Annotated in this window: 24 protein-coding genes; 9 read left to right on the plus strand and 15 right to left on the minus strand. The window is 72.8% G+C overall.

The genetic code is table 11. The features are described 5' to 3' along the window. Positions 1-4: 4 nt before the first annotated feature. Complete coding sequence (locus Afe05nite_RS39055) at positions 5-1,372, minus strand: glycoside hydrolase family 16 protein (protein ID WP_239118546.1); 1,368 nt, start codon at positions 1,370-1,372, stop codon at positions 5-7. A 109-nt stretch (positions 1,373-1,481) separates the two neighbouring features. Here Afe05nite_RS39055 and Afe05nite_RS44780 point away from each other — a divergent pair, with 109 nt between their 5' ends. Next, the gene (locus tag Afe05nite_RS44780; RefSeq protein WP_203822371.1) at positions 1,482-2,237 is read left to right on the plus strand and encodes a GntR family transcriptional regulator; all 756 of its coding nucleotides are present in this window, start codon (positions 1,482-1,484) and stop codon (positions 2,235-2,237) included. Here the strand turns inward: Afe05nite_RS44780 and Afe05nite_RS39065 are convergent, their stop codons facing one another. Beyond that, positions 2,238-4,439, minus strand: a complete 2,202-nt coding sequence (locus Afe05nite_RS39065; protein WP_203822372.1) for a glycoside hydrolase family 65 protein — start codon at positions 4,437-4,439, stop codon at positions 2,238-2,240. A 116-nt stretch (positions 4,440-4,555) separates the two neighbouring features. Here Afe05nite_RS39065 and Afe05nite_RS39070 point away from each other — a divergent pair, with 116 nt between their 5' ends. From Afe05nite_RS39070 to Afe05nite_RS39080, 3 genes are all read left to right on the plus strand, one after another. Further along, positions 4,556-5,062: a MarR family winged helix-turn-helix transcriptional regulator gene (locus tag Afe05nite_RS39070; RefSeq protein ID WP_203822373.1), complete on the plus strand. Its 507-nt coding sequence runs from the start codon at positions 4,556-4,558 to the stop codon at positions 5,060-5,062. Positions 5,063-5,076: 14 nt separating this feature from the next. Then, entirely contained in the window at positions 5,077-5,898 is an 822-nt protein-coding gene (locus Afe05nite_RS39075; RefSeq protein ID WP_203822374.1) for a helix-turn-helix transcriptional regulator, read from the plus strand. A 187-nt stretch (positions 5,899-6,085) separates the two neighbouring features. Beyond that, complete coding sequence (locus tag Afe05nite_RS39080) at positions 6,086-7,003, plus strand: NADP-dependent oxidoreductase (protein WP_203822375.1); 918 nt, start codon at positions 6,086-6,088, stop codon at positions 7,001-7,003. Positions 7,004-7,024: 21 nt separating this feature from the next. Here the strand turns inward: Afe05nite_RS39080 and Afe05nite_RS39085 are convergent, their stop codons facing one another. From Afe05nite_RS39085 to Afe05nite_RS39095, 3 genes are read right to left on the minus strand one after another with little or no spacing between them, the layout of a single operon-like run. Then, positions 7,025-8,320 (minus strand): glycosyltransferase family 2 protein, encoded by a 1,296-nt coding sequence (locus tag Afe05nite_RS39085; RefSeq protein WP_239118547.1) that lies wholly within the window; start codon positions 8,318-8,320, stop codon positions 7,025-7,027. Then, positions 8,314-9,285: a glycosyltransferase family protein gene (locus tag Afe05nite_RS39090; RefSeq protein WP_203822376.1), complete on the minus strand. Its 972-nt coding sequence runs from the start codon at positions 9,283-9,285 to the stop codon at positions 8,314-8,316. Before Afe05nite_RS39090 ends, Afe05nite_RS39085 begins: the two co-directional genes overlap by 7 nt. Then, positions 9,282-10,190, minus strand: a complete 909-nt coding sequence (locus Afe05nite_RS39095) for a WcbI family polysaccharide biosynthesis putative acetyltransferase (protein WP_203822377.1) — start codon at positions 10,188-10,190, stop codon at positions 9,282-9,284. Before Afe05nite_RS39095 ends, Afe05nite_RS39090 begins: the two co-directional genes overlap by 4 nt. 157 nt (positions 10,191-10,347) lie before the next feature. On the opposite strand from Afe05nite_RS39095, the gene Afe05nite_RS39100 reads away from it, so the two are divergent. Genes Afe05nite_RS39100 through Afe05nite_RS39115 form a run of 4 tightly spaced genes read left to right on the plus strand, consistent with a single transcriptional unit; the run spans position 10,348 to position 14,298 of the window. Next, positions 10,348-11,427, plus strand: a complete 1,080-nt coding sequence (locus tag Afe05nite_RS39100; RefSeq protein WP_203822378.1) for a glycosyltransferase family protein — start codon at positions 10,348-10,350, stop codon at positions 11,425-11,427. Then, a complete protein-coding gene (locus Afe05nite_RS39105; RefSeq protein WP_203822379.1) occupies positions 11,424-12,530 on the plus strand; it encodes a glycosyltransferase in 1,107 nt (368 codons plus the stop codon). The genes Afe05nite_RS39100 and Afe05nite_RS39105 overlap by 4 nt, the downstream gene beginning before the upstream one ends. Then, positions 12,521-13,486: a glycosyltransferase gene (locus Afe05nite_RS39110; RefSeq protein WP_203822380.1), complete on the plus strand. Its 966-nt coding sequence runs from the start codon at positions 12,521-12,523 to the stop codon at positions 13,484-13,486. The genes Afe05nite_RS39105 and Afe05nite_RS39110 overlap by 10 nt, the downstream gene beginning before the upstream one ends. Then, positions 13,483-14,298 carry a glycosyltransferase family 2 protein gene (locus Afe05nite_RS39115; RefSeq protein ID WP_203822381.1) on the plus strand — a complete coding sequence of 272 codons (816 nt, stop codon included), beginning with the start codon at positions 13,483-13,485 and terminating at the stop codon, positions 14,296-14,298. Before Afe05nite_RS39110 ends, Afe05nite_RS39115 begins: the two co-directional genes overlap by 4 nt. Before the next feature lie 27 nt (positions 14,299-14,325). Here Afe05nite_RS39115 and Afe05nite_RS39120 read toward each other — a convergent pair whose 3' ends face one another. The 7 genes from Afe05nite_RS39120 to Afe05nite_RS39150 form a co-directional block, all read right to left on the minus strand. After that, the gene (locus Afe05nite_RS39120; protein ID WP_203822382.1) at positions 14,326-15,348 is read right to left on the minus strand and encodes a LacI family DNA-binding transcriptional regulator; all 1,023 of its coding nucleotides are present in this window, start codon (positions 15,346-15,348) and stop codon (positions 14,326-14,328) included. An 11-nt stretch (positions 15,349-15,359) separates the two neighbouring features. After that, on the minus strand, positions 15,360-16,289 hold the full coding sequence (locus Afe05nite_RS39125) for a ribokinase (protein WP_203822383.1): 930 nt from the start codon (positions 16,287-16,289) through the stop codon (positions 15,360-15,362). Continuing rightward, the gene (locus tag Afe05nite_RS39130) at positions 16,286-17,143 is read right to left on the minus strand and encodes a carbohydrate ABC transporter permease (protein WP_203822384.1); all 858 of its coding nucleotides are present in this window, start codon (positions 17,141-17,143) and stop codon (positions 16,286-16,288) included. Before Afe05nite_RS39130 ends, Afe05nite_RS39125 begins: the two co-directional genes overlap by 4 nt. Further along, positions 17,140-18,063, minus strand: coding sequence for a carbohydrate ABC transporter permease (locus tag Afe05nite_RS39135; RefSeq protein WP_203822385.1), 924 nt, complete (start codon positions 18,061-18,063; stop codon positions 17,140-17,142). Before Afe05nite_RS39135 ends, Afe05nite_RS39130 begins: the two co-directional genes overlap by 4 nt. Then, positions 18,063-19,382 carry an ABC transporter substrate-binding protein gene (locus tag Afe05nite_RS39140; protein WP_203822386.1) on the minus strand — a complete coding sequence of 440 codons (1,320 nt, stop codon included), beginning with the start codon at positions 19,380-19,382 and terminating at the stop codon, positions 18,063-18,065. Before Afe05nite_RS39140 ends, Afe05nite_RS39135 begins: the two co-directional genes overlap by 1 nt. A gap of 21 nt (positions 19,383-19,403) precedes the next feature. Next, positions 19,404-20,357, minus strand: coding sequence for a nucleoside hydrolase (locus Afe05nite_RS39145; protein WP_203822387.1), 954 nt, complete (start codon positions 20,355-20,357; stop codon positions 19,404-19,406). Positions 20,358-20,752: 395 nt separating this feature from the next. Then, on the minus strand, positions 20,753-21,319 hold the full coding sequence (locus Afe05nite_RS39150) for a TetR/AcrR family transcriptional regulator (protein ID WP_203822388.1): 567 nt from the start codon (positions 21,317-21,319) through the stop codon (positions 20,753-20,755). A gap of 75 nt (positions 21,320-21,394) precedes the next feature. On the opposite strand from Afe05nite_RS39150, the gene Afe05nite_RS39155 reads away from it, so the two are divergent. Beyond that, positions 21,395-22,336 (plus strand): NADP-dependent oxidoreductase, encoded by a 942-nt coding sequence (locus Afe05nite_RS39155; protein WP_203822389.1) that lies wholly within the window; start codon positions 21,395-21,397, stop codon positions 22,334-22,336. Positions 22,337-22,687: 351 nt separating this feature from the next. On the opposite strand, the gene Afe05nite_RS39160 is transcribed toward Afe05nite_RS39155, so the two are convergent. The 3 genes from Afe05nite_RS39160 to Afe05nite_RS39170 all read right to left on the minus strand — a co-directional run bounded on the left by Afe05nite_RS39160 (position 22,688) and on the right by Afe05nite_RS39170 (position 24,905). Next, positions 22,688-23,152 carry a DIP1984 family protein gene (locus Afe05nite_RS39160; protein ID WP_203822390.1) on the minus strand — a complete coding sequence of 155 codons (465 nt, stop codon included), beginning with the start codon at positions 23,150-23,152 and terminating at the stop codon, positions 22,688-22,690. 68 nt (positions 23,153-23,220) lie between these two features. Then, positions 23,221-24,486 carry an RNA polymerase sigma factor gene (locus Afe05nite_RS39165; RefSeq protein WP_203822391.1) on the minus strand — a complete coding sequence of 422 codons (1,266 nt, stop codon included), beginning with the start codon at positions 24,484-24,486 and terminating at the stop codon, positions 23,221-23,223. Then, entirely contained in the window at positions 24,486-24,905 is a 420-nt protein-coding gene (locus Afe05nite_RS39170) for a YciI family protein (RefSeq protein WP_203822392.1), read from the minus strand. Before Afe05nite_RS39170 ends, Afe05nite_RS39165 begins: the two co-directional genes overlap by 1 nt. Positions 24,906-24,931: the final 26 nt, after the last annotated feature.

A 24,931-nucleotide genomic window follows, 5' to 3' on the forward strand; every position in this document is an offset into this window, starting at 1 on the left:
ACGATCAGAGCTTGCCCCAGATCTGGTTGGCGGTGGCGGCGCAGTCCCACAGCTGCAGGGCGGCGCTGTTGCCGCCGTTCCAGTCCTTGATGTCCACGCAGCGGCCGGCGGAGACGTTCACCAGCGTGCGCGCGGCGGTGAGGGTGAACCGCTGCACGGCGTTGCCGTTGCAGTCGGCCAGCTGGATGGGGGTGCCGTTGGCCAGGGCGCCCCCGGCCGGGTCCATGCACTTGCCCATGGCGCGCAGGGTGCCGTCGGACTGGAACGACCACTTCTGCGCGTCGCTGCCGTTGCAGTCCCACATCTGCAGGAGCGCCCCCGCGGTCGCCTGGGCGTTCGGGATGTCGATGCAGCGGCCGCTGAAGGTGGACTGCAGCATCGTCGCACCGGTCGCCGGCGGCGCGGTGGGAGCGGTGGTCGGTGTGGTCGGCGGCGCGCCGCCGTCGCAGTCGTTGGTCGCGACGACGTTGTCGGTCCACCCGGTGCCCGCCGCCCGGTACGCGTTTATCGCGGCACTCGCCTGCGCCGGGCTGAGCACCTGCTTCTTGGCGTGGTAGAGGTAGTCGACGGACTCGAGGTAGGTGCTGGTGCCGCCGGCGTGCCCGGCCAGGTCGATGAACCACTGGTTGAAGTCGATCGACATGTTCTGCCGGGGGTAGACCTTGCCCGAGTGGTCGCCGACCAGGGTGCCGTCGATGTAGTACTTCACGTGGCCGCCGCCGACGGTCGCCATCACGTCGTGCCAGCCGTTGATGCTGCGCGCCTGCTGGCTGTGCACGTTGTCGGCGTACCAGGGGTCGGCCACGTAGGTGTACCAGGTGGTCTGGTAGTTGATCGGTCCGGCCTCGCCCCAGCCGCCGTTCGGCAGATATTCCGAGAAGTCCATCTCGGAGTAGACCGGGTCCATCGGGGCGGCCAGCGGGGAGATCGTGTAGAACGTCTGGTTCACGTGGTCGCCGTCCGAACCGCTCACCGGGGCGTCGGAGAACTTGATCCGGGCCAGGTAGGTGCCCTCGAAGAAGCGGCGGTTGCGCTGCGAGAACTCGGCCTGCGACGTGCCCGCGGCGGTGCCGTCGGTGACCGCCTTGAGCTGGGCGACCTTCTGCCCGTCGACGGTCGGGAAGGACACGTTGTCGGCGAGCCAGCGCGCGCCGCCCACGCCCGGCCCACCGGAGTTGGTGCGGATGCTCCAGCCCCGCTGGCTCAGCGCCGCGTCGGTGCGCGAGGAGTAGTTGAAGTCGTCGAAGAGCACGCCGCAGCCGGTGGCGGCGCTGCTGCTGGGCGCGGTGACGAGACCGATGCCGGTGAGGGCCGCGGCGGCCGCGGCGACGGTCGCGCCGATGGCGATCTTGCGGGTTGGCGGCAGACCCATGGGGGTGGGCTCCTTTGCACTCGGACGATGATTGACCAGTGGTATGGGGATTGGTCGTTCGAGTACCGTGATTCATACCAGTGGTCTACGTCAATAGACTTCCGCACAGGTGCCCCTGCTGACCACCGTGGGTGCCCGGCCGGACGGATGGGGGAACACGATGCGGCGCGCCGAGGTGCGGGACCGACTGCGTGAGCTGATCGACGCCCGGGCGCCCGGCGACCCGATGCCCTCGGAACGCTCCCTCTCCGAGGACCTCGGCGCCTCCCGCCCGACGGTCCGCGCCGCCCTCGACGACCTGACCCGCAACGGCCTGCTCGTCCGCCAGCACGGCCGGGGCACCTTCACCAGCCCGCACAAGATCTCCCAGGAGGTCCCGGCGGCCTCCGGCGAGCCCATTCCGCCGGCCGAGGGCAACTGGCTCAGCGACATTCTGGAGTTCCGCACCGAGTCGGCGGGCGCCCGGTTCGGCCGTCGCCTGCGCGTCTCCCCCGCCGACGAGGTCCTGTTTGTGCTGCGCCGGCGCATCGTCGACGGCGAGCCGATGGCCCTCGAGGAGATCCGGCTGCCGTGCGCCCTCGTCCCCGGCATCACCGCCGACGAGTTCGTGGCCGGCTCGCTCTACCGCCGGCTGCGCGAGCACTACGGCGTCGACCCGACCGACGCGGTGCAGACCACCGAGCCGACGGTCACCGACGCGAGCGAGTCACGGCTGCTGGGCGTGCCGCTCTACGCACCGGCGCTGCTCTTCGAACGCACCACCCGCGACGGCACCGGCCGGGTCATCGAATACACCCGGTCCATCTACCGCGGCGACCGCTACCGGATCACCAGCCACCTCCGGCTGGGCCCGGACTCGGGCTGATCAGCGACCGGCCGGTGGGCGAGGCGTCGGCGGGGCCGGCCGATCCGCCACCGGCTCCGGGTCGAACACGACCGTCTCGCCGGCGGCGGCGGTCACCTCCTGGCCGTTGTGCCGGAACGTCACCTCGGCGTCGTGCGCCTGGTAGGTCACCCGGTTCTCGGTGATGGTCACCCGCAGACAACCGCCCCGCCGGCGCAGGCTGAACCGGAGCCGGGTCGACCGGGGTGGCAGGCGCGGGGTGAACGCCAGTTCGCCGTCGTGGTCGCGCAGCCCGCCGAAGCCCATCACCAGGGCGATCCAGGCGCCGGCGCAGGCCGCGATGTGCAGCCCGTCGCCGCTCGCCTCGCCGCCGGCGCGCAGGTCGAGCAGGGCCGCCTCGGCGAGATAGTCGTAGGCCCGGGACAGGTGCCCGGTCTCGGCCGCGAGGACCGCCTGGATCGGCGCCGACAACGACGAGTCCCGGACCGTACGGGCCTCGTAGTAGGCGAAGTTGCGCTCCTTCTCGGCCGCGGTGAACTGGTCGGCGGCGGTCAGCATCGCGAGCACCAGGTCGGCCTGCTTCACCACCTGCTTGCGGTAGAGATTCAGGTACGGCTGGTGCAGCATCAGCGGGAAGTCGTGGTCCTCGGCGAAGTCCCACTCCTGCAGGCGGGTGAACCCGTACGCCTGCTCGTGCACGCCGCCCTTCTCGCTGTACGGCTTCACCAGCCGGTCGGCGAGGTCGGACCGGCCGGCCAGCCGCAGGTTCCGGGCCGCCATCAGGTTGGTGTAGAGGTTGTCGTCCATCAGTGCGCTGTACTCGTCCGGCCCGGTGACCCCGGCGATGTGCGCGTCCCCCTCGTCGTCGAGGTAGACGACCTTCTCCCACAGCCGCGCCGTCTCGGCGATGATCTCGTCACCGGCCTCGCGCATGAACTCGTCGTCACCGGTGGCCGCGTGGTAACGCCGGACCGCCTCGGCGATGTCGGCGTTGACGTGCAGCGCCGCCGTCCCGGCCGGCCAGTAGCCGGAGCACTCCGGCCCACTGATCGTGCGCCACGGGAAGGCCGCCCCGGCCAGGTCGAGCTCGGCGGCCCGGGCCCGCGCCGCGTCCAGGGTCGAGTGCCGCCAGCGCAGCGCCGGGCCGACACAGCCGGGATGGGTATAGGTCAGCACCGGCAGCACGTAGATCTCGGTGTCCCAGAGGGTGTGCCCGTCGTAGCCGTTGCCGGTGAGCCCTTTCGCCGCGATCGGGTGCGGCCCCGCCTGGGCGCCCGCCTGCAGGACGTGGAAAAGGCCGAAGCGGACGGCCTGCTGCAGCTCCGGATCGCCGTCGACCTCGACGTCCGCGGTCGCCCAGAAGTCCGCCAGGTAGGCGCACTGCTCGTCGGCCAGCACCGCGAAGCCGGCCGCGGCCGCCGCGTCCCGGTCGGCCACCGCCTGATCGCGGAGGTCGTCCTCGTTCCACCGGTACGCGACGATCTTCTCGAACGTCACCTCGTCCCGGCCGGTGGTCGTCCACCGGAGCCGATCCGGCTCGGCCCGCACCGACCCCGGCCGGCCGAGGTGGGTGACGGCGGCGGCGACCCGGCGGTCGCTGTGCCGGGTGCGGTGCACCAGCGCGTCGGGGTCGTACGACACCGACACCAGCGGCTGCTCGACGACCGCGCTGGCCCGGGGGTCGTCGCGGGGCGCCGGCAGTTCCTCGTTGACCACCAGGTCGGAGTCGAACCGCAGCTCGGCCGCGGCGCGCACGGTGTAGCGGATCGCGGCGATCGACGGCCGGGTCAGCGACACCAGCCGCACACTGCGCAGCCACACCCGCACACCGCCGGGCGAGGTCCACTCCACCTCCCGGGTCAGCGTGCCGCGACGCAGGTCGAGGACCCGCTCGTGGCGCCGCAGCGTGCCGGTGCGCAGGTCCAGCCGTGCACCGTCGACGGTGGTCACGATCGGCTTGGCGTTCGGCGCGTTGACGATCGTCTCGGTGCGCTCCGGGAACGCGTACCCGGCCTCGGGGTAGCTCAGCTCGCGCACCTCGAACAGCGAGTTGAGGTAGGTGCCCGGCATCCCGCCGGGGTGCGGCTCGTCGAGGTTGCCCCGCAGCCCGACATGTCCGTTGGCAAGGGCGAAAACCGACTCGGCCTGGCGCAGCGCGGCGGCCCCCGCGGGCAGGCCCGACTCCCGTACGGCCCAGGGCTCGGCCGGTGCGATCTCAGACATGTGCCTTCACGATCAACTTGATACCCGTGAATCACTGCGCCCCACCCGCCGGCCGCTGTGCCTTTCCTGACAGACCGGCGCTGCCCACTTCGAATTCAAAGCACTAGGATCGCGGGGTGAGCGAACCGGCCCCCGGCCTCAACTCGGCCCAGCTCGGCGCCTACTTCGCGCTGATGGAGGTCAGCAGCCTCCTGCAGTACGCGGTGGACGAGCACCTGCGCGCCGACGGTGACCTCAGCTACGTGCAGTTCCAGATCCTGGCCCGGCTGGTCGACGCGCCCGCGGGCCGGCTGCGGATGACCGACCTGGCCGACGGGGTGGTGTACAGCCGCAGCGGGCTCACCTATCAGGCCGGGCTCCTGGACAAGCGCGGCCTGATCACCCGGGCGCCCTCGCCCGACGACGAGCGCAGTGTCATGGTGACGGTCACCGACGCCGGCCGGGCCCTGGTCGCGCACGTGCTTCCGGGGCACGTCGACCGCGTACGCCAGCTGCTTTTCGACCCGATGACCGGCCCCGATCTCGACGCCCTGAGCGCCGTCCTCGGCCGGGTCCGCAACCACATGCGCGCCACCCCGCCCCGCTCCGCCAAACCCCGCGCCGGTCGCGGCCGGCGCGACTGAGCCGGACCCAGACGATGGATCGGGAGCTGCTCGCCGATTTCCTCCGGGCCCGCCGGGAGGCGTTGCAGCCGGAGGAGGTCGGGCTGCCGCGGGGCCCGCGTCGGCGTACGGGTGGGCTGCGGCGCGAGGAAGTCGCCGTGCTGGCCGGCATGTCGGCCGACTACTACAGCCGGCTCGAACAGCGGCGCGGCCCGATGCCGTCCGAGCAGATGCTCACCGCCCTGGCCCGCGGGCTGCGGCTCAGCCCGACCGAGCGGGAGCATCTGTTCGCCCTGGGCGGGCTTTCGGCGCCGCGCCGGGTCCAGCGCGACGAGCGGGTGAGTCCGGCGATGACACGCATCGTGGAGAGCCTGACCGAGGCACCGGCGATCGTGTTCTCCCGGTTCGGTGAGGCGTTGCTGCAGAACCGGGCGGCGAAGGCCCTGTTCGGCGACTACGCCCGGTTCACCGGCATGTCGCGCTACCTGGTCTACCGCTGGTTCACCGACCCGGCGCAGCGCGACCTCTACCCGCCCGAGGACCACGCTCTGCGCGGCCGGGTCTTCACCGTCGAGATCCGGACGGCCTACACGGCCGATCCGGCCGGCACCGCCGGCGAGATCGTCGACGCCCTGCTGGCGGTCAGCCCCGAGTTCGCCGAGGTCTGGCGTCGGCACGAGGTCGATCTGGTGCACCATCACGATCTCAAGCGGTACCGGCATCCGGCGGTCGGCGAGCTGGAGCTGCACAGCCGCCGGCTCATCGACCCGGACGAGGGCCAGGACCTGCTGGTCTTCGAGGCCGAGCCGGGCTCGCCCAGCGCCGAGAAGCTGCGGCGCCTGATCAGCATGGCCTGAACCGACCCGGTCAGCCATGGTCTGCCACTCCGTGGATAACGGCACCATTCCGCCCGGTGCCGGGCCGGTCCACGCTTGCCCCAGGCCGTAGTCGGCCAGATCACACCGAACCTAGTTGCTTCGAATTCGAAGCGTGCTATGGTCGACATGTGCTTCGAAGTCGAAGCAAAAAGCAGGGAGGCAAACCATGAAGGCGATCCGATTCCACGAGTACGGCGACCCGGGCGTCCTGCGTCACGAAGAGGTCGAACGGCCCGTCCCCGGCCCCGGCCAGGTGCTGATCCAGGTCGCCGCGACGTCGTTCAACGGCGTCGACGGCAACATCCGGGCGGGCTTCATGCAGGGCCCGATCCCGGTCACGCTGCCGCACACCCCCGGCATCGACGTGTCCGGCATCGTCGCCGAGATCGGCCCGGACGTGACCGGCGTCGAGGTCAGCGACCAGGTCGTCGGCTTCCTGCCGATGGTGGCCGACGGCGCCGCGGCGGAGTTCGTGGTGGCCCCGGCCGACATCCTCGCCCCGGCACCCACCAGCATCCCGCTGGTCGACGCCGCCGCGCTGCCGATCGTGGGCCTGACCGCGTGGCAGGCGCTGTTCGAGCACGCGAAGCTCACCGCCGGGCAGCGGGTGCTGATCAACGGCGCCGGCGGGGCGGTCGGCGGCTATGCGGTGCAGCTGGCCAAGAACGCCGGCGCGTACGTCCTCGGCGTGGCCGGCCCGCACAGCGGCGAGCAGGTCAAGGCGGCCGGGGCGGACGAGGTCGTGGACTTCGACGCGGTCACCACGCCGGTCGACGTGGCGCTCAACCTCGCGCCGGTCGAGCCGGCCCGGCTGGCCGCCCTGCTCGACCTGATCGGCGACGGCGGCGTGCTGGTCAACACCACCGTGTGGATGCCCGCCCCCGGCGACGAGAAGCGCGGCGTGCGCGGCATCGACCTGTTCGTGCGCAGCGACGCCGCCCAGCTGGCCCACCTGGTCGCCCTGGTCGACTCGGGACAGCTGCGCGTCGACGTCGCCCAGCGGTTCCCGCTCGCCGAGCTGCCCACCGTGCACACCCAGGCGGCCGCCGGCGCGCTGCACGGCAAGACCGTCATCACCGTCTGAGCGCTGATCCGCCCGACGCGATCAGGCCCAGCCCCCGAGATAGCCGGCCAGGTCCGGATCAGCGCCGAGTGCTTCGGGACCCGCGTCCGCGTGGACGCGGGTCTCGAACAGCTCCGCGCCCCAGACCGCCCGGCGGGCCCGGGCGCGGGCCGAGTCGACGCGGATCGCGGGCACCCGCGACTGTCCGAACAGGACGGTGCCGAGGGTGCCCACGCCGACCGTCGACACCGCCTCGCGCAGTCGGTCGGCCACCCGGTCGGCCCGGACCGCCACCGGCACGTCCACGACCACGCGGGCGGGCGGCCAGGGCTCCGGTGCCTTGCTCGTCACCCGCTGGTCGGCGGCGAACAGGTCGGCGAACTCCGCCGGCACGCACACCGTCGCCGCCGGGAGAACGGCCAGCAGCGAGTCGACGCAGACGTACGCCGCCGCCGGGGACGGCGCCGCCCCCAGCCGGACCAGCACGTCGACGCCGTCGCCACGCAGCCCGCGCCCGCGCGAACCGGCGACCGGGATGCGCTCGGTGAGCAGCAGCGTCTCGGCGTCCTTGCGGGCCCGGCGGGCCGGGTCGTCGAGGTCGCGGCCGGCCCAGTCGGGTCCGTCGTGCCAGGCCACCGCGTCGGCGACGTGCGCGAGGATCGCCCCGCCGAGCCAGGCCCGGTAGGTCCACTCCCAGTCCTCGCCGCCGTAGGTGCGGAAGTTCTCGTCGAACCCGCCGACCCGCTCGAAGAACCAGCGGGAGCAGGCGAACGCGGCGCCGATGACATGGCGGTAGGACCGGTCGTCGGCGTCGAGCAGGTCGCCGGAGAGCCGGTAGGCGTCGCGCAGCCATTGCGGTTCGGGCAGCTCGGCGGCGGGGCCGGCGCGCTCGACCGGGGCGTCGACCGGCTGCCCGGTGAAGTCGGCGTGCCGCCGCCGGCCGACGACCACCGCCTCCGGCGCGAGTGCCGGCAGCCGGGCCATCCGGGTGAGGTAACCGGGTTCCGGCACGGTGTCGGCGTCGAGGAAGCAGAGCACGTCCCCGGTCGCGGCGGACGCACCGAGGTTGCGGGCCGCGGCCGCGCGGAACCCCTCGTCGGCCTGGCCCAGCAGGCGGACCCCGGCCGGGACCCGCGGCGGCTCCGGCGATCCGTCGTCGACGACGATCACCTCGGTGCGCTCGGCCGGATGCGTCTGCCGGCGCAGGGCCGCGAGCGTGCGGTCGAGCTCGGCCTGCTGGCGGTAGTGCACGACGACGACGGACACGGCGGGCGGCTCGGGTTCCAGCCCGTCGAGCAGGTCCCACCGGTTGCCGGGCACGGAACGGCCGTTCACCATGCGATGTCTCCTGTCCACCAGCGGAGGTAGGCCTCGGCGGTGTCGGCGAGGTGCGGGCGGGTGACCGCGTCGGGCGCCAGCCACGTCGACGCGGGGTCGGCGAGCGCGTCGGCGAGGGCGTCCGCGAGCCGGTCCGGAGCGACCAGGCGGACGGTGCCGGGTCGCAACTCGGCCATCTCCCGGGTGTAGCGCCCGTCGATGGCGAGGGGCCGGCGGCCGGCGGCGATCCAGGTGGCGAGGGAACCGGAGGCGGAGAAGTGCCGGTGCGCGACGACCGGCACGGCCACCGCCCGGCAGCGCGCGACGAGGTCCCGCTCGGGCACGAACCCGGTCACTTCCACCCGGGCCTCGGCCCGCGCCACGAAAGCCCGCAGATCCGCCTCGTGGCCGGCGGAGGGGCCGCCGAGCACGGTCAGCCGGGCGCCGGCCGGAAGCGCGTCGAGGACCTCGGCGTGACCCTTGCCGGGGTAGAAGAACCCGAGCACGGCGACGCCGGGGTCGGGCGACGCCGGGCTGACCGGCACCGGCGCGGGCGTGACGGGCAGCGGGACGACGCCGAGCACCCGCGGCACGATGCCGGCCTCGGCGAGGTGCGCCGCCTCGTGCCGGCTGTTGACGACCACGCCGCGGGCGGCCCCGGCGACGCGGACGTAACAGGCGGTCCGGCGCGGAAGGTTGCGCGGGCCGTCGGACTCCTGCGGTACGTCGTGCAGAGTGACGGTGAGCGCGGTCCGGGCGGCGACGCGCTCCACCAGCTCGGCCGCCTCCTCGGGGGACGCCGCCCAGAGCCGGTCGGTGAAGTGCAGGTGGGCCCGCTCCGGCGGGTGGTCGCCGAGCAGCGTGCCGGCGGCGGTGGCGAGACGCAGACCGGTGGCCGACTCCGCGGCGCGGGCGAGATCCCGGGCGGCGACGGTCACCCCGTGCCGGTCGTCGGCGGTGACCACCAGGGCGGGCAGCCCGGTCACGTGAGACCCAGGGTGCGCAGGGCGCTCTCGTGCCGGACCAGGCCGGCCCGCACCGCGTCCGGGTGGCGGGCGTACCAGGCCAGGTGGGCCTCGCGGACGGCGCCGGTCTCGACGACCCGGCCGTCGACGACCCACGGGCGTTCCGGTTCGTCGAGGCCCCACGCCTCGATGACCGCCGCCTCGCGGGGAGCGTGCACCGAATCGAGCAGCGGGCGACCCGGGTCGACCACGTGCTCGGGCAGGCCGAGGGCCGCGCGCACGCGGGCGGCGAGCTCGGTCCAGACCGGGTTGCCGGGGTGGTTGAGGGTGCGCATCTGGGCGAACGACGGGGTCGCGAACAGGTCCGAGACGACCACGGTGCGGTGCGCGGCCTCGCGGATGCGCAACTGGTCGAGAGACTGTTCGGCGATCGCCCGGACGGCCGCGACGTCGAGCCGCGCGGACCGGCCCAGAGCCGCGGCCTCGGCCAGGACGCGCAGGTCGTGATAGGCGACGACGGGCGGGACGAGGCTCGGGTCGCTGGGCGGGCGGACGATGGCGTGCGCCGGGTAGAGACCGGCGAACCGGATCACCGGCACCCGTACGGTCCGGGCGCCGGGCCCGAGCTGATCGCTCAGCTGGGCCGAGCCGAGCGGCAGGCCGTGGTAGTGGTCGTGGATCGGCTGCGTGATCAGCAACTCCGTCCGGGCCAGCCAGCGGGCGAGGTGCGGCAGGTCGGCAGCGGTGAGTTCGTGCACGGGCGGCAGCCGTACGGTGCGCAGATCGGGCCCGTCGAGCATGATGCGCAGCGACTCCGCCTGGCAGTTGCCGACGACGAGGACGACCGGTCCGTCGCCGGCCGGTTCCACCAGGCCGTAGAAGGCCCCGAAATGTCGGGTCCGGGGGTCAACCTGGGGGGCGGCCATGACCTCACCTGATGCCCGGCGAAGCCGCTGGCTATCCCCGTTCCGGGGTGTCGGCTACATCTCAAATGATCTCGGGGCCGGAGCGAGTCCCGGCGGCCGGGCGGGGAACTGGGGATTCCCACCCCCGCGCCTGCGGCTGAACCTCGAGGACGCCACGATGACGATCGCCGCACCCGTCGCAACCGCCGTCCGGGTGGCCTCGATCCCGGCCGGCCACCCGTACGTGCGTAACGTGCTGGCCGGCACCGGCGTCCGCCTGCTGCCCGATCCCCCGCCGCCGGGCGCCCCGGACGGACGGTGGTGGCCGCCGGTCATGTGCGACGCCGCCTGGGTCGACGCCAACGCGGACCGCTTCGACGTCATGCACCTGCACTTCGGAACCGAGTCCTACCCGACCGCACACCTGCGCTCGCTCGTCCGCGCGCTGCGCGCCGGCGGCCGGCCGCTGATCTACACGCTGCACGATCTCGAGAACCCGCAACTGGCCGACCAGGCGCCGCACCGGGAGCACCTCGACGTGCTGGTCCGGGCGGCCGACGAGCTGGTCACCCTGACCCCGGGCGCGGCGGCCGCGATCGAGCGGCGCTGGAGCCGGACGGCCGAGGTCATCCCGCACCCGCACGTGCTGCCGCTCGACGCGGACGTCCCGGCCGGGACCCCGAGCGACCCGTACGTCCTCGGCGTGCACCTGCGCGACATCCGGCCCGGCACCGACGCCGTCCGCACCGTCGCCACCCTGCTCGACGCCCTCGACCACCTGCGCGCGCAGGGCCTCGGCGCGACCGCCCGGGTGCAGGTCAACGAGCGGGTCCGCGACGAGGCCGCGCGCGCTCAGGTGGCCGCGCTGATCGCCACGCACCCGGCGGCCGAGCTGCGCCGCACCGCCCGGCTCGGCGACGACGCCCTCGCCCGGTCCATCGCCGACCTCGACGTCGCCGTCCTGCCGTACCGCACCGGCACCCACTCCGGCTGGGCCGAGCTGTGCTGGGACCTCGGCGTGCCGGTGGCCGGGCCGCCCGTGGGCTTCGCGCACGAGCAGCATCCGGCGGACTTCGCCGTCTTCGACGCCGGCGACGGGGCCGGGCTCGCCGGTGCCGTGCGGCGGCTGGTCGCCGGTGCGCCCCGCCCGGGTTCGGCCGCCCGCGCGCTGCGCACGGCCGCGCGGCGCCGGCAGCGCATCGCCCAGTCGGCCGCGATCACCGCCGCCCACGCCGCCCTGTACGAGCGCGTCGCATGAGCGTCCGTCCCCGCACCATCGCCGTCATCGCACCGCTTCGCCACCCGATCCGGGAACCGCACGCCGGCGGTCTCGAGGCCATGGTCTGGGACCGCGTCCGGATGCTGCGCGCCCGCGGGCATCGGGTGCTGCTCTGCGCCGTGGCGGGCTCGCAGTTCCAGGAGGACGGCCCGGCCGAGTTCCGGCTGCCGGCCGTCGTCTGGCCGGACGAGCGGGACGCCACCGACTCCACCTTTCCGCCGGGCCACCTGGAGCGCGCCGTCCCGGCCCTGGAGGCGGCACTCGACTTCATCCGGCGCCACGCCGACACGATCGACCTGGTCGACAACCACAGCCTGCACCCGCAGCCGCTGACCTGGGCCGACCGGCTCGGGGTGCCGATGGTCACCACCCTGCACACCCCGCCCCTGCCGCGGCTCGTGCCGGCCGCCCGCGCCGCCGAGCACCACGGGCGCCTGCTCGCGGTGAGCGCCTACACCGCCGCCGAATGGCGCGAGCACGGGGTCGAGGCGGCCGTGCTGCCGAACGCGGTCGACGCCGGCCGCTGGCATCTCGGGGCGGGCGGGCGGGACCTCGTCTGGTTCGGGCGCATCGTGCCGGAGAAGGGCGTGCATCTCGCCGTGCGGGCGGCCCGGCTGACCGGCCGTACGCTGCGCATCGCGGGCCGGGTCGGCGACGTGCCGTACTTCCGGGAACAGATCCGCCCGTACCTCGGTGACGGCGTCGACTACCTCGGGCCGCTCGGGCAACCGGCGCTCGCCGACCTCGTCGGCGGCAGCGCCTGCGCTCTGGTCACCCCGCTCTGGCAGGAGCCGTTCGGGCTGGTCGTCGCGGAGGCGCTGGCCACCGGCACGCCGGTCGCCGCGTTCGACATCGGCGGCATCGGCGAGGTCGCGGGCTCGGCCCCGGCGGTCCGCCTCGTGCGGACCGGTGACGCCATCGCGCTGGCCGAGGCCGCGGAGCAGCTCGCCACCGAGCGCGGCCACGATCCCGCGCTGCGGTTGGGCACCCGCACCGCCGCCCTCGCCCGATTCTCCCTCGAGCACCGGGCCGCCGAGCTGGAGACCGTTTTCGACATGGCCGGAGCCGGCGCATGGGTCTGACCGGTTGGTACGTCCACCACCACGGTGCGGGGCACCTGACCCGGTTCCGGGCGGTGCGCCGGTTCCTGCCGGGTGCGGTGGTGGTCTTCAGCTCGCTGCCGGAACCGGCGGCACTCCCGCCCGCGACGACCTGGATCCACCTGGACCGCGACGACGACGGCCGGCCGGCCGACGCCGACCCCACCGCGGGCGGCCTGCTGCACTGGGCGCCGCTCGGGCACGCCGGGCACGCGCGCCGGTTCGCGGCCATCGCCGGGGCGCTCGGCGCCCGGCGCTTCGATCGGTTCGTCGTGGACGTGTCGGTCGAGGTGGCCCTCCTGGTACGCCTTCTCGGCGTGCCGACCGTCGTCATCACCCAGCCCGGTGACCGCGGCGACGCCCCGCACCGGCTCGCCTATTCGACGGCGGCCCGGGTGCTGGCCCCGTGGCCGGCCGGCACGCACCCCGCCCCCGCCACCCGCGCCCTCGTCGAGGTCGGCGGCATCTCCCGCTTCGACGGTCGGGAACGGGTTGTCCGACCGGACCCCGGCACGGTGCTCGTGCTGGGCGCCGGCGTGGCCGAACCGGACTTCGCCGCCGCCGCGTCCGCCACCCCCGGGACCCGCTGGCAGCTCGCCGGCGGTTCGGCGGCGACCTGGCTCGACGACCCCTGGGCGGCACTGCAGCGCGCCGAGGTGGTGGTGACCGCCGCCGGACAGAACAGCATCGCGGACATCGCCGCCGCCGGGGCGCGGGCGGTCGTGGTGCCGCAGCCACGGCCGTTCGACGAGCAGGTGGCCACCGGCCGGGTCCTCGCCGACCGCCGGCTGGCCGTCGTCGAACCGGCCTGGCCCGCCCCGCACGAGTGGCCCGCGGTCCTCGACCGGGCCCGCGCCCAGCACCCGGACTGGACACAGTGGGGTGTCGCCGGGGCGGCGCGCCGGGCGGCCGAGGCGATCACCGAGGTGGGCGCGTGACCGCGGTCGTCACCCTGGGCTCGGCCGCCCGCCTCGACCACGTACGCCGGCAGCAACGGATGCTCGGGGCCGAGCCCGTCCGCCGGGTGCTCGTCTGGCTCGACGCCGACCCGCCGCCGGCGTCCGTGCCGGAGTTCGCCGGTGCCGAGCTGGTGCACGTGCCGCCCGGCGAGCACGGCCTGCGGCTGGCCGCCGGGCGTAACCAGGGCGCCCGCACCGCCGACGCCGGCCTGCTCGTCTTCCTCGACGCCGACTGTCTGCCCGGCCCCGGCCTGCTCGCCCGCTACCGCGCCGCGGCGGACGCGCACCCGGGCGCCCTGCTCTGCGGCCCGGTCACCTACCTGCCGAAGGGCGTACGCCCGGTGGACGCGACCGCGTTACCGGCGTTGACCGCCCCGCACGCGGCCCGGCCCGCCCCACCCGACGGCGAGCACGTCGTCGCCGGACCGGACGACTACCGGCTCTTCTGGTCGCTGTCCTTCGCGGTCACCGCCCCGACGTGGGACACCCTGGGCGGCTTCGACGAGGCCTACCAGGGTTACGGCGGCGAGGACACCGACCTGGCCCGCACCGCGGCCGCGGCGGGCGTCCCGCTCGTCTGGGTCGGCGGCGCGCACGCCTACCACCAGTACCACCCGACCTCGTCGCCGCCGTGGCAGCACCTCGACGACATCCTGCGCAACGGCCGCCTCTTCGCCGAGCGCTGGGGCTCCTGGCCGATGCAGGGCTGGCTGGACGCCTTCGCCGAGGCGGGCGCCATCGAGCCGACCCCGGCCGGCTGGCAGCGCCGCCCCCGACCACCGGCCGCCTAGCCCTCAACCGCCTGGTCGGGCGGCGGGTCACGGGGTGCAGCCGCAGGTCCGGCCCACCACCAGGTTGCCGGTCAGGCGTACGTGGGTGGGCGGGGTGCCGGGTTCCCGGATGTCCTGCAGCAGTCGGGCGCAGGCGATGCGGGCCAGATATTCGACATCCTGCCGCATCGTGGTCAGGGGCGGGATGGTGAAGCGGGCCGCCCGGGTGCCGCCGACCGACACCACGGCGACGTCGTCGGGCACCCGCAGACCGAGCTCCCAGCAGGCGTGCAGCGCCCCGAACGCCTGCACGTCGGAGGCCACGAACAGGGCGGTCGGGCGGCGGCCGTACACCGCCCAGGGCCGGCCGTGCTCGCTGAGCAGCAGGCCGGCCGCCTGGTAGCCGCCCTCCTCGCCGGCGTCGGCGAACGCGACCAGGCCGTCGCCGGCCGGCCGGCCGGTGCGGTGCTGCTGGTCGCGCCAACCGGCCAGGCGCAATCCGTCGGTACTGACGTACGGCGGGCCGACGATGCACCCGATCAGGTCGTGGCCGTGCACCTGGAGGTGGTCGACCGCGCCGGCGGCGTCCCGTTCGTCGTCCATGCTCACCGTGGACAGCGTGTTGCCGACGCGTTCCTCGAGGACGAGCACCGGTTGCTCGACGTCGGCGAGCGGGGCGCCGGACAGCGACACCCCGGAGGTGATGATCAGCCCGTCGGCCTTGCGGTCGACGAACGTCCGGAGCAGCCGCTCCTCGCTCGACCGGTTGCCGTACGTGCTGGCGGTCAGCGTGAGGTAGCCCTGCTCGGTCAGGCTCCGCTCGATCGCCTCGGCCAGCGCCCCGTAGAACGGGTTGCTGCGGTTGGGGGTCAGCAGGCCGATCGTCTGGGTGCTGCCTCCGCGCAGCGCACTGGCGATCGCGTTCGGCCGGTAGCCGAGCTGTTCGATCGCGGCCAGGACCCGTTCCCGGGTGCCGATCGCGACCGGCCGTGGTCCGTTGTTCAGGACGTAGCTGACCACGGCGGGGGAGACGCCGGCGGCACGCGCCACATCCGATCGGGTTACCGCCAAGCTCTGCTCCCCTAGCTGAAGGCGGCCTCGAGCCCGAGGTCCGCGAGCGAAGGATACGACGACTGGGCGCCCGGGCTCTGCACCGCGAAGGTTCCGGCGCGCACTCCGACGGTCACCGCGTCCGCCAGGCCGGACCCGGCGGCCAGCCGGACGGCGAGCGCGCCCACGAAGGCGTCCCCGGCACCGGTGGTGTCGACGACGGCCGTGGGCCGGGGTGCCGGGACGTGCCCGGTGCCGTCCGCGTCGGCCCAGCAGGCTCCCTCGGCACCGACCGTGACGACGACCGAGCGGGCGCGTGAGCGCAGTTCGGCGACCGCCCGCTGGGCCGCCTCGGCGCCGCGCACCTCCCAGCCGAGCAGGCCGCCGGCCTCGGCCTCGTTGAGCACCAGCGGATCGCAGTGGGCGAGCAGGTCGCCGGCCACCGGCTGGTAGGGCGCGAGGTTGAGGATCACCCGGGCACCCGCCGTGGCGGCCGCCGTGATGGCCGCGGTGATGATCTCGGGCAACACCTCGGCCTGCATGACGATGGTGGCGGCGCCGGTCTCGGCGGTGATCCGATTGACCGTACGGGCGACCCGCTCACTGGTCAGCGCGAAGTTGGTGCCCGGCACGACGGTGATCGAGTTCTCCCCGGAGTCGTAGACGAGCACCAGGGCGAGGCCCGTACGCCCGCGGCTGATGATCTCGACGTTCGTCGTGTCGACGCCCTCGGATCTCAGCTCGCGGATCAGCTGCGCCCCGTCGGCGTCGTCGCCGACGGAGGCGACGAAGCTGACGTCGCCCCGCAGCCGGGCCATCGCCACGGCCTGGTTGGCCCCCTTGCCGCCGGGCTGCTTGAGAAGGTCGGTGGCGAGGACGGTCTCGCCCGGCCCGGGCGGTTCCGCGACGCGGACGATGTAGTCCTGATTGGCCGAACCCACCACGATGATGCCTTTACTCACTTCTCTCCACTTCCGATCGAGAGGCGTCCGAAGAAGCGCTGGAGCACGAACATGCTGATCGCCGGCACGAGCGTGAGCACGATGGTGCCGGCGAAGTTCTGCCCGTAGTCGGCCGCGTGCTCGCCGAAGGTACCGGCCAGGGCGACCGGGGCGAGTTGCAGCCGGTTGTCGCTGACGATCAGCAGCGGCCACAGGAAAGCGGTCCACTGGCCGAGGAAGATGAGCAGGGCCGAGTTGGTGAGGGCGGGACCACTGAGCCGGGCGTACAGCGAGAAGAGAATTCTCGGTTCGGAGGCGCCGTCGAGCATCGCGGCCTCCCGGTACGACTGCGGGATGCCCATGAAGTACTGCCGCAGGTTGAAGATGGCGAGACCGTTGCCGATGCCGGGCAGGATCAACCCGATCATGGTGTTGCCCAGCCCCCAGTCGGTGAACTGCTGGGCCAGCGGGATCGCGATCGCCTCGAACGGCACCATGAAGCTGATCACGATCACCGCGAAGATCAGGTTGCGGCCGGGGAACTCGTAGACCGCGAGGGCGTACGCGGCCATCGCCGACAGCGCCAGGCCGATCCCGACCGAGGCGATGCAGACGACGAACGAGTTGAGCAGCGCCCGCGCGAATCCCGAGTCGACCAGCAGGTGCACGTAGTTCTCGAAGGTGACCTCGGACGGGATGACCAGATGCCAGCTCAGCGGCGACATCGTGGTGAGGATCTCGGCGTTCGGGCGGAACGATCCGATCAGGATCCAGACGGCCGGCAGGACGAACGCCAGCCCGACGACGACGGCCACCGCGGTCAGCACGATCGTGCCGGTCCTCGACCGGCGCCGGGGCAGTTCGGTGGTGGTCATCGCGGCGTCCTCTCCTCGCGCAGCAGCCGGAACTGCAGGAGCACGAAGAAGATCATGATGACGGTGAGGATGACGACCTCGGCCGCGCCCAGGTTCCGGCTGCCGTACCCGTAGGTGGTGCGGTAGGCGTCGAACATCAGCAACGTCGTGCTGTTCTGCGGACCGCCCTGGGTCAGCAGCTGAACGGGCACGAACAGCACGAAGTTGGCGACCGTGTCGGCGACCAGGACGAACAGCAGCGGCCGCTTGAGCATCGGGACGGTGATGCTGAAGAACGTGCGGATCGCGCCCGCCCGGTCGATCTTCGCGGCGTCGTAGAGCTCCTCCGGGATCGCCTGCAGGCCGGAGATGAGGAACAGCATCCAGTAGCCGATGCCGATCCAGCTGGCCAGCAGGATGATGCCCGCGAGGGCCTGGTTCGGTGAGGTCAGGAACGGTTGCGGGTTGCCGCCGATCGCGCTGATCAGCGCGTTTATCGGGCCGTTTGGGTTGAGCGCCGCACCCCAGGCGATGCACGAGCCGACGATCGGCACGGTCACCGGCACGAACACCAGCGTGCGCCACACCCCGACGGCCGGGATCTTCTGCACGAACAACACCGCCAGCAGCAACGCGAGCGTGATCTGCAGCGGGTTGATGATGACGTTGAAGATCAGCGTACGGACGATGGTGCCGACGAAGTTGGGGTCGGCGAACAGCGACTCGTAGTTGCCCAGCCCGTGGAAGGTGGCCGGGATGATGCCGCCCGGGAACGCCTTGTAGAGGCTCTGCGAGAGAGCCCCGACGGTCGGCACGACGCGCAGCACGATGAGCGCGGCGATCGCGGGCGACAGGAAGATCGCGGCCCACCCGAGTTCCTGCCGGCGGCCGGCCCGCCGCCGCTTACCGGCGGCGGGCGCGGATACGGTGGAGGAGGCCATTACTGATACTTCTTCCAAGCGGTGGCCAGCTGGGCCGAGGCACTGTCCAGCGAGGTCTTCGCGTCAACACCGTTACGGATGTCGGCGAAGGCCTGGTTGAGGATCGTCTCGAACTCGATGTAGCCGATCGTCGGGACCCGGTTGACGGCGGTTTTCGAGGTCTCGAAGTCGATGATCTTCGCGGCGTTCTGGCCGGCCGGCGAGGAGAACACCGACTTCTGGAAGTAGATCTTCTTGCCGTCCGGGGTGGCCGCCAGCTCCGGGTCGGAGCGGTACTTGATGTAGCCGCCGCCCTCGTCGACAGCCATCCACTTCATGAAGATCGCCGCGGCTTCCTTCTGCTTGCTGAACGGGTTCATGGCGAGCGACCAGGAGCCGGTCGGGGTGGCCGGCTTGCCGCCGTCGAAGACCGGCTGCGGGGCGACTCCCCAGTCGACCTTGGACTCGCCGAGCTGCGGGATCAACCAGGGGCCTTCGACCATGTACGCGGCCCGGCCGGCCACGAACGCTGGATCGGTCTCCTCGGACTTCATCCCCTTCGGCGCGACACCCTGCTTGAACAGATCGCCGTACCAGGTGAACGCCTTGACCCACGACTCCGAGGTGAAGTCCGGCGTCAGGTTCTTGTCGCCGGACGCCCCCACCGACCCGCCGAGCTGCACCGGCAGCGGCTCCAGCTGGTAGTAGCGGTCGAACTGGCCGAACAGGAAGCCGTACTGGGCGCCCGCCGACTTGGCCTTGGCCGCGTCGGTGGTGAGCTTCTCCCAGGTCATCCGCTGGGCCGGGTCGGCGGACGGTTCGGGCAGGCCGGCCTTCTTCAGCAGCGCCTTGTTGTAGTAGAGCAGCTGGGTGGAGTTGGCGATCGGCAACGCCCAGAGCTTGTCCTGGTACATCCCCGAGTCGTAGGCCGTCGGGTCGAACGTGCTCTTGAAGCTCGCGAAAGCCTTCGTCAGGTCCTCCGCCTCGCCGCGGGCGGCGAGCGCGGAGATGCGCGGCTGGTCCGCCCAGTAGACGTCGGGGTCGCCGCCCTTGTTGGCGATCCGCGCGTCGAGCGTGCTGTTCAGGCTGTCGAACGGCACCGACTGGTAGTCCACCTTGATGGTCGGGTGCGCCTTCTGGAAGGCGTCGATGACCTCCTGCATGTGGGCAGTCTTGAGGTCGAGGATGCTGAGCACCTTGACGGTCGCGGTCGGGTCGCTGCTCGGCAGCGACCAGCCACCGCCGCTGCCGCCGCTGCTGTCACCGTCCGCGCCGGAGCAGCCGGAGAGGACCAGGGCCGAGGCGGCCAAGGCCGCGATTACTGGCTTTATGAATTTCATCGGGGGCGTCCCTTCTCTTGCTCAAAGACCGGTGATGAGGCCGAGGAAACGTTCGGTGAAGGCATCGGCGTCGACGCTCACCGCGACCCGCGCGTTGGCGGCCGGCGGTTCGGCGCCCTCCCGGCGGTCGGTGATCATGACGCCGCGCGCCTCCCCCTCACCGGTCACCACGGACACCGCCACCTCGCGGAACTCGCAGATCTCGGGCCGGGTGAGGACGGCGACCGCGAGGGGGTCGTGCATCGCGCACGAGTCGGCTTCGAGGGCGTTGCCCGGGAAACGCTCGGCGATGTGGTCGATCCAGGCGAGGGTGAACTCGCCGGCGAACGGGGCGAACGCGGTGCTCGCCTCGAGCATCCGGCGGGCGTGCTCGCGGGTCAGGCGTACCTGGAGGGTGACGTCCAGGCCCACCCAGCGCTGCGGCGCCCCCGAGCGCAGCACGGCCTGGGCGGCCTCGGGGTCGACCCAGACGTTGAACTCGCCGGGCATGTCCCGGCTGGACATGGTCCCGAAGAACATCCCGCCCATGATCACGATCTCCTTGACCGCGCCGGCGATGCGCGGCTCGAGCAGCAACGCGGCCGCCACGTTGGTCAGCGGGCCGATCGCCACCAGGGTGATCTCCCCCGGGTTGGCCATGATGTGCTCGGCGATCGCCACGGCGGCGTAACCGGGAGCGGGCGCCTGGGCCGAGTCGCGCAACGCCAGGACGTTGTCGGCCGGGGTGCGTTTGCGGTCGGGACGGGTGTACGCGGCGGAGGCCCCCCGGACGATGGGCACGCCCCGCAGACCAAGACGGTTCGCGAGCTCGCCGGTCAGGATCGTGGCGCTCTCGACGTCGGTGTTGCCGTTGACGGTGGTGATCAGATCGAGCTCGATGTCGGGATCGGCATGGGCGAGAGCCAGGGCGAACCCGTCGTCGATGTCAGAGCCGGGCGCGCCCATGGCGAGGTCCGTGTCGAGGATGATGCGCATCGAAGCAACCCCAATTCAACTCGTGTTGCACGCAGTAAACACGAGTTGAATGTGACCGACAAGACACTGACGACATCTTTTCGAAACTTCCGTAACCCACCGTTAACAGCCCGGGTGCCGGCCGATGCCCGATTTGCCGGACCCCTCGATCACCCCTTCGGAGGCCGCGTCGGACCGTCGGTTCCCGGCCGGCGACGAGGGCTGTGACGAGAGGGTCGTCAGCGAAGAGCCCGACCAGAAGGAGTGCGAACGGCACCACGCCGGGTCACCCGAGGAAGACGTTCGCGCGGGGCCGACCCGGTGGGACCGGAGCGGGGCGACGTGCCCGCCCTGCTTCGTCGGGTCGCCGAACCGCCTATCCGGGACGAGCCGTCCCGGGTCGACGCCCGGCGGGGTCAGCCGAGGCGGTTCTCGGTCAGGGCGCGCAACTCCACCTCGGCCCGGGCGATGAGCGCCTCGAGGCCCGCGGCCGATTCACCGTCCCACGCCTGGCTCGCGCGTTCGAAGACGGCGGCGCCCGCCCGTGCGGCGAGGCGCGCCGTGGGTTCGGCGATCCCGCGTTCGCGCAGCGCCGCGACCAGCGCCTCGGTCAGCGAGGCCGACTTGGCGTGGGCTCTTTCCGCCAACGCGGGCGACGTGGCGATGATCGCGGCCCGCCGCACGGCGACGGGACGGCCCGCGACGAACAGCGGAACCGCCGCCGCATAGGCACGCAGGACCGTTGCCAGCGGCCCCTCGTCCCGCGCCGACGCGATGGCCTCGCGCATGACGTCGCGCAGCTCCGCCTCGCCGTCGAAGAGCACCTCGCGCTTGTCGGCGAAGTGGCGGAAGTAAGTTCGCTCGGTCACGCCCGCCCGGGCCGCGATCTCGGCCGTGGTCGTGGCCTCGTAGCCCTGTTCGCCGTAGAGATCGAGCGCCGCCTCGCGCAACCTCGCTCGCGCCTCGGCGCCACTTCTCGGCATGCCCCGATCCTAGTTGACGTCAGTCACTGACACTTCCGTGGTAGCGTCAGTGACTGTCACTACCTGGGAGGAATCATGACCCGTGTCATCCGCTTCCACGACTTCGGCGAGCCGCTGGAGGTCCTGCGCGAGGAACGCATCGAGATCCCCGACCCACCGAGCGACCGGATTCGCGTGCGTGTCCTCGCGACCGGGCTCAACCCGGCCGACTGGGAGCTGTGCCGCGGCTTCCGGCCGGGAACGCTGCCCCGCGGCATCGGCTACGACGTGGCCGGGGTCGTCGAAGCGGCCGGTCCCGGCCGCGACAACGTGCGGATCGGCGACGTCGTCTTCGGCACCGCCGACTTCGCCGGGCAGCCCAGCGCCGGCGCGGCCGACGCGGCCATCCTGAACAACTGGGTCCCCGTACCCGAACAGCTCGACGCGGCACAAGCCGCCACCCTGCCGATGGTCGTGCAGACGGCCGCCTGGACACTCGAACTCATCGCCCTCCGGCCGGGCGCCACACTGCTCGTACACGGCGCCGGCGGCATGGTCGGTTACGCGGCCGCGCAGATGGCGCTGCGCCGCGGAGCCCGCGTCATAGCGACTGCCGGTCCCACCTTCACCCCCGACCTCGAACAGTTCGGGGCGCGCGTCACCACCTATGGCGAGGGTCTTTCCGAACGGGTACGCGCGTTGACCGGCGGTGCCGACGTCGACTTCGTGCTCGACACGCCGCGGCCGAGCCCGGGAACGCTGCCTGACCTCATCGCGCTGGCCGGCGGCGACCCGCGGCGCGTGGTGACGGTCAGCAACCACGACGAGGCCCGCAAGCTGGGCGCCCGCGTCAACCTCGACGAACTGCGGCCCGGCCTGACCCCGCTCGCCACTCTCCTGCCGGAATACGCCACGCTCGCGGCCCGTGGCGAGTTCCGCCTGCCGATCGCGAAGACCTTCCCCCTCGGACAGTGGCGCGACGCCGTCCGGCTCAGCCTTTCCGGCCACCCGCACGGCAAGGTCGTGCTGACGCCGTGAACCGCACGGGCTGAGCGGCTCGGGCACGAAGATGTCCTCCGGCGTCCACAACCGCCGCTCATCCTGGCTTGGCGGGCCGCCGAGGCCGGCCCGCTGATCCGTTCGTTCAGCGGCGTCGCCGCCGCGAGGTGATGCCGCGGAGTTCCCCGTTCCCGCCCTCGCCGACATGGATCTGCACCCGGTGGTGTGCTGTACCCGGTGTGCCGTCACTTGTGCACCGTGCTGGGCGTGCGCTGTATGTCAGGGAGTCGAACCCCTGCGCCTGCCCTCGGCGCGCCAAGAAAGGAGCCGAATTACCCGCCGGCTCTCGGGTGTGTGCACGCCTCCACGTCGGTTACCTGCTCCGCGTTCTCAGTCCAGCAGGTCGGCCTCCCAGTTGGTCCGCTGGATCAGCGTGTCCACTTCCCGCAGCTGCCGGGCCAGGTCGTCGGCTTGACGCCGCAGGTCGGCCACCGGCAGCGCCGGGATCATCTTCAGTTCCGAGCGCAGCTGCCGGAAACCGCGCTGACCGTCGCCGGCCGCGGCATCGGCGGCCGAGGTGACGACGCCGTGCCGCAGGCGCAGGACATCGCGGCGGGCCAGCGCGTCGGTGAGGGTGCCGTCGCCGACATCGGTGGCGGCGTTGGTCCGGTTGATCCGGCGGATCAGCGACTCGAGCTGGTCGAGCACCTCACCGGCCTCGGCCAGCAGCGCGGCGGCGTCCTCGGCGGGCGTCTCACCCTCCTGGTAGCGGGCGCTGCCGGCGACGCGGGAACGGAGTTGTTCGGCCCGGCGCGACGCGTCCGCGCGAAGCGCGAGGGCCTCGGCAAGTTTCACGCGCGCCATTATGCCGCGCCGGGACAGGGCTTGCCGGGACAGGGCTCGCCGGGACGGGGCCCGCCGGGTCAGCCCAGGGCGGCCGCCTTGCGCAGCAGCACGGAGCGCTCCCGGGTGTTGCCGCACAGCTTGGCGGCCAGTTCCAGTTCGGCGCGGGCCTCGGCGGTGCGGCCGAGCCGGGTCAGCAGTTCGCCGCGCACGGTGGGCAGCAGGTGCGAGCCACTCAGCCGGCCGGTCACGACCAGCTCGTCGACGATGACCAGCGCGTCGAGCGGGCCGGTGGCCATCGCGACCGCCACGGCCCGGTTCAGCTCGACGACCGGCGACGGCGCCACCCGGCCGAGCGCCTCGTACAGCAGCACCACCCGTTCCCAGTCGGTCTGCTCGACCGACGCGGCGGCGGCGTGCGTGGCCGCGATGGCCGCCTGCAGGCCGTAGGGGCCGAGGCCACGACCGGCCGACGCGGCCTGCCCGAGCGCGGCCAGGCCGCGCCGGATCGCCGACCGGTCCCACCGCCGCCGGTCCTGGTCGGCGAGCAGGATCGGATCACCAGCCGGATCGGTACGCGCCGGGAACCGCGCCGCCGTCAGCTCGACCAGAGCCAGCAGGCCGTGTGCTTCCGGTTCCGCGGGCAGCAGGGCCACCAGCATCCGGGCGAGCCGGATCGCCTCGTACGCGAGATCGGTGCGCAACAGCCGCTCCCCCGCCGACGCCGTCGCGCCCTCGGTGAAGACGACGTAGAGGACGCTGAGCACCCCGCTGAGCCGGTGCCCGCGCTCCTCGGCCGGCGGAAGCTCGAAAGTCACGCCCGCCGCCGCGATGGTCTTCTTGGCCCGGGTGATCCGGGCCTGGATCGTGGGCACCGGCACGAGGAACGCGCGGGCGATCTCCTCGCTGGTCAGGCCGCCCACGGCGCGCAGGGTCAGCGCGACCCGGGCCTCGGGCGAGAGCACCGGATGGCAGGAGATGAACATCAGGGCGAGGATGTCGTCGTCGATCCGGTCCGGATCCCCGTCGATCTCCTGGGTCTCGGCCTGCGCGGCGGCCAGCGTGGCGTAGCGGTCGTCGAGCGCGGAGCGGCGGCGGAAGGAGTCGATGGCGCGCCGGCGGGCGGTGGACAGCAACCACCCCACCGGGTCGGCCGGCTCGCCGTCGCGTCGCCAGGCCACGAGGGCCTCGGCCAGCGCCTCCTGGGCCACGTCCTCGGCGAGCTCGAAGTCCCGGGTGTAGCGGGCGAGGGCGCTGACGATCCGGGCCGATTCCATCCGCCAGACGGCCTCGACGGCCCGGCGCGCCGAGTCGGCGCGCCGGGAACCGCCGGACGCCCGGTCCATCAGAGCTGACCGGTACGCTCGCGCCACGCCCGCTCGCGGATGACCCACTCGTTGTCCTGGGGGAACTCGTCGATGCCGGGCACTCGCCGGACCTCGGTCCGCGCCCCGGGGAAGACCGGGATCCGCTTCGCCCACTCGACCGCCTCCTCTTTGGTGGCGACGTCGATGAGGTAGAAACCGCCGAAAAGTTCCTTGGTCTCGCCGTACGGCCCGTCGGTGACCACCGGGGTCTCCCCGCTGTAGTCGACGACCACGCCCTGCGCCGGGTCCTCGAGCCCCTCGGCGGCGATCAGCACGCCGGCCCGGATCAGCTCCTCGTTGAAGCTGCCCACGGTCGCCAGCATCTCCTCGAACGGGGTCGCCATCATCTTGGCGTTGGTCTCGTCGGTGCCTCGCATGATGAGCATGTACTTGGCCATCGTGGATCTCCCTGTCCGGCGGGTCC

Origin of the sequence: Paractinoplanes ferrugineus (genome assembly GCF_016862195.1) — a bacterium.
GTDB classification, from domain to species: Bacteria; Actinomycetota; Actinomycetes; order Mycobacteriales; family Micromonosporaceae; genus Actinoplanes; species Actinoplanes ferrugineus.

Bases quoted from the DNA above. Each gene is read 5' to 3' on its own strand.
- Afe05nite_RS39055 (WP_239118546.1), bottom strand. From the start codon at position 1,372: ATGGGTCTGCCGCCAACCCGCAAGATCGCCATCGGCGCGACCGTCGCC.
- Afe05nite_RS39065 (WP_203822372.1), bottom strand. From the start codon at position 4,439: ATGTCTGAGATCGCACCGGCCGAGCCCTGGGCCGTACGGGAGTCGGGC.
- Afe05nite_RS39075 (WP_203822374.1), top strand. From the start codon at position 5,077: ATGGATCGGGAGCTGCTCGCCGATTTCCTCCGGGCCCGCCGGGAGGCG.
- Afe05nite_RS39080 (WP_203822375.1), top strand. From the start codon at position 6,086: ATGAAGGCGATCCGATTCCACGAGTACGGCGACCCGGGCGTCCTGCGT.
- Afe05nite_RS39085 (WP_239118547.1), bottom strand. From the start codon at position 8,320: ATGGTGAACGGCCGTTCCGTGCCCGGCAACCGGTGGGACCTGCTCGAC.
- Afe05nite_RS39095 (WP_203822377.1), bottom strand. From the start codon at position 10,190: ATGGCCGCCCCCCAGGTTGACCCCCGGACCCGACATTTCGGGGCCTTC.
- Afe05nite_RS39100 (WP_203822378.1), top strand. From the start codon at position 10,348: ATGACGATCGCCGCACCCGTCGCAACCGCCGTCCGGGTGGCCTCGATC.
- Afe05nite_RS39105 (WP_203822379.1), top strand. From the start codon at position 11,424: ATGAGCGTCCGTCCCCGCACCATCGCCGTCATCGCACCGCTTCGCCAC.
- Afe05nite_RS39110 (WP_203822380.1), top strand. From the start codon at position 12,521: ATGGGTCTGACCGGTTGGTACGTCCACCACCACGGTGCGGGGCACCTG.
- Afe05nite_RS39130 (WP_203822384.1), bottom strand. From the start codon at position 17,143: ATGACCACCACCGAACTGCCCCGGCGCCGGTCGAGGACCGGCACGATC.
- Afe05nite_RS39135 (WP_203822385.1), bottom strand. From the start codon at position 18,063: ATGGCCTCCTCCACCGTATCCGCGCCCGCCGCCGGTAAGCGGCGGCGG.
- Afe05nite_RS39140 (WP_203822386.1), bottom strand. From the start codon at position 19,382: ATGAAATTCATAAAGCCAGTAATCGCGGCCTTGGCCGCCTCGGCCCTG.
- Afe05nite_RS39145 (WP_203822387.1), bottom strand. From the start codon at position 20,357: ATGCGCATCATCCTCGACACGGACCTCGCCATGGGCGCGCCCGGCTCT.
- Afe05nite_RS39150 (WP_203822388.1), bottom strand. From the start codon at position 21,319: ATGCCGAGAAGTGGCGCCGAGGCGCGAGCGAGGTTGCGCGAGGCGGCG.
- Afe05nite_RS39155 (WP_203822389.1), top strand. From the start codon at position 21,395: ATGACCCGTGTCATCCGCTTCCACGACTTCGGCGAGCCGCTGGAGGTC.
- Afe05nite_RS39165 (WP_203822391.1), bottom strand. From the start codon at position 24,486: ATGGACCGGGCGTCCGGCGGTTCCCGGCGCGCCGACTCGGCGCGCCGG.
- Afe05nite_RS39170 (WP_203822392.1), bottom strand. From the start codon at position 24,905: ATGGCCAAGTACATGCTCATCATGCGAGGCACCGACGAGACCAACGCC.